This is a genomic window from Weissella koreensis KCTC 3621, assembly GCF_000277645.1.
This window is the reverse complement of record NZ_AKGG01000003.1, coordinates 1-3,113: the sequence shown is the minus strand read 5'-3', so window position 1 is coordinate 3,113 and position 3,113 is coordinate 1. Positions and strand designations below refer to the sequence as shown.

Here is a 3,113-nt window from a genome sequence, read left to right as displayed (position 1 = left end):
GAACCACCACGTCGTATTCAACTTGGTTAAGTCCTCGAACCATTAGTACTAGTCCGCTCCATACCTCACGGTACTTCCACTTCTAGCCTATCTACCTCATCATCTATAAGGGGTCTTACTTCTTTCGAATGGGAAATCTCATCTCGAGGCGAGTTTCACACTTAGATGCTTTCAGCGTTTATCTCATCCGTACATAGCTACTCAGCGATGCTCCTGGCGGAACAACTGATACACCAGTGGTACGTCCACCCCGGTCCTCTCGTACTAAGGGCAGCTCCTCTCAAATTTCCTACGCCCGCGACGGATAGGGACCGAACTGTCTCACGACGTTCTGAACCCAGCTCGCGTACCGCTTTAATGGGCGAACAGCCCAACCCTTGGGACCGACTACAGCCCCAGGATGCGATGAGCCGACATCGAGGTGCCAAACCTCCCCGTCGATGTGGACTCTTGGGGGAGATAAGCCTGTTATCCCCAGGGTAGCTTTTATCCGTTGAGCGATGGCCCTTCCATGCGGAACCACCGGATCACTAAGTCCTACTTTCGTACCTGCTCGACCTGTTAGTCTCGCAGTCAAGCTCGCTTATGCCTTTACACTCTGCGAATGATTTCCAACCATTCTGAGCGAACCTTTGAGCGCCTCCGTTACCTTTTAGGAGGCGACCGCCCCAGTCAAACTGCCTGCCAGACACTGTCTTCCACCACGATTAGTGGTGTGAGTTAGAGTGATCATACAACGAGGGTAGTATCCCACTATTGCCTCCATCGAAACTAGCGTTCCGATTTCTACGGCTCCTACCTATTCTGTACAAGCTGCACAAGCACTCAATATCAAGCTACAGTAAAGCTCCATGGGGTCTTTCCGTCCTGTCGCGGGTAACCCGCATCTTCACGGGTATTTAAATTTCACCGAGTCTCTCGTTGAGACAGTGCCCAGATCGTTACGCCTTTCGTGCGGGTCGGAACTTACCCGACAAGGAATTTCGCTACCTTAGGACCGTTATAGTTACGGCCGCCGTTTACTGGGGCTTCAATTCGCACCTTCGCCGAAGCTAAGCACTCCTTTTAACCTTCCAGCACCGGGCAGGCGTCAGCCCCTATACGTCATCTTTCGATTTTGCAGAAACCTGTGTTTTTGATAAACAGTCGCCTGGGCCTATTCACTGCGGCTCAGCTTGCGCTGAGCACCCCTTCTCCCGAAGTTACGGGGTCATTTTGCCGAGTTCCTTAACGAGAGTTCACTCGCACACCTTAGGATTCTCTCCTCGACTACCTGTGTCGGTTTGCGGTACGGGCAGGTAAACACTAACTAGAAGCTTTTCTCGGCAGCGTGACATCATGGACTTCTCTACTTTATTTCGATCCTCATCATCACTTGTTCTTAAAGGGATAAGCATTTAACTACTCCCAAAACTTGTGATTTAACCCAGCACTTCCAGTCGCTGGGATCCATTAGCCTTCTGCGTCCCTCCATCGTTCAAACATGTTCACCTGGTACTGGAATCTCAACCAGTTATCCATCGACTACGCCTTTCGGCCTCGCCTTAGGTCCCGACTAACCCTGGGAGGACGAGCCTTCCCCAGGAAACCTTAGTCATTCGGTGGACAGGATTCTCACCTGTCTTTCGCTACTCATACCGGCATTCTCACTTCTATGCGCTCCACCAGTCCTCACGGTCTGACTTCATTGCCCATAGAACGCTCTCCTATCGCGCCACTTACGTGGCACCCGTAGTTTCGGTGGTGTGTTTAGCCCCGGTACATTTTCGGCGCAGAATCACTCGACTAGTGAGCTATTACGCACTCTTTAAATGGTGGCTGCTTCTGAGCCAACATCCTAGTTGTCTATGCAACTCCACATCCTTTTCCACTTAACACACACTTAGGGACCTTAACTGACGATCTGGGCTGTTCCCCTTTCGACAATGGATCTTATCACTCACTGTCTGACTCCCGGACATACGTAATTGGCATTCGGAGTTTATCTTAATTTGGTAACCCGAGATGGGCCCCGCACCAAAACAGTGCTCTACCTCCAATACGCTACATTCCGAGGCTAGCCCTAAAGCTATTTCGGAGAGAACCAGCTATCTCCAAGTTCGATTGGAATTTCACCTCTACCCACACCTCATCCTAGCATTTTTCAACATGCACAGGTTCGGGCCTCCAGTGCGTCTTACCACACCTTCACCCTGGACATGGGTAGGTCACCTGGTTTCGGGTTTACAACTACATACTATGTCGCCCATTTCAGACTCGCTTTCGCTACGGCTCCGGTCTTTCCACCTTAACCTTGCATGTAATCATAACTCGCCGGTTCATTCTACAAAAGGCACGCCATCACCCATTAACGGGCTCTGACTTCTTGTAGGCACATGGTTTCAGGAACTTTTTCACTCCCCTTCCGGGGTGCTTTTCACCTTTCCCTCACGGTACTGGTTCACTATCGGTCACTAGGTAGTATTTAGCCTTGGGAGATGGTCCTCCCAGATTCCGACCGGATTTCACGTGTCCGGCCGTACTCAGGATCCTACACGGGAGATTGTACGTTTTCGTCTACAGGGCTATCACCTTGTTTCGCGTGGTTTCCCAACCACTTCGACTAACATACAATTTTGTAACTCCACAACGGTAGTCCTACAACCCCAAAGTGCAAGCACTTTGGTTTGGGCTCTTCCGGGTTCGCTCGCCGCTACTGACGGAATCGATATTTCTTTCTACTCCTGTTGCTAATGAGATGTTTCAGTTCACAACGTCTACCTTCAACTAGTCTATATATTCAACTAGTGATAACTTGCATAACAAGTTGGGTTCCCCCATTCGGAAATCTCCGGATCAAAGCTTACTTACAGCTCCCCGAAGCATATCGGTGTTAGTACCGTCCTTCATCGGCTCCTAGTGCCAAGGCATTCACCATGCGCCCTTAATAACTTAACCGATCAACTTTCGTTGATGATTCAAGCTTGAGTATGCGACCTAACGGTCGCTTGCGATTACCACAATATAAATATTGTGATGAACTAATTAAAAAACTCAAAAAATAACGCGGTGTAATTCACTGTCAATCATCATTGCGATGATCAACTATTGATTTACTCGGTTCAATTTATATT

At 49.3% G+C, this 3,113-nt stretch carries 1 rRNA gene; it reads right to left on the bottom strand.

What is annotated here, in order from left to right:
• Positions 1-22: 22 nt before the first annotated feature.
• Positions 23-2,937, bottom strand: a 23S ribosomal RNA gene (locus tag JC2156_RS00180).
• Positions 2,938-3,113 lie beyond the last annotated feature (176 nt).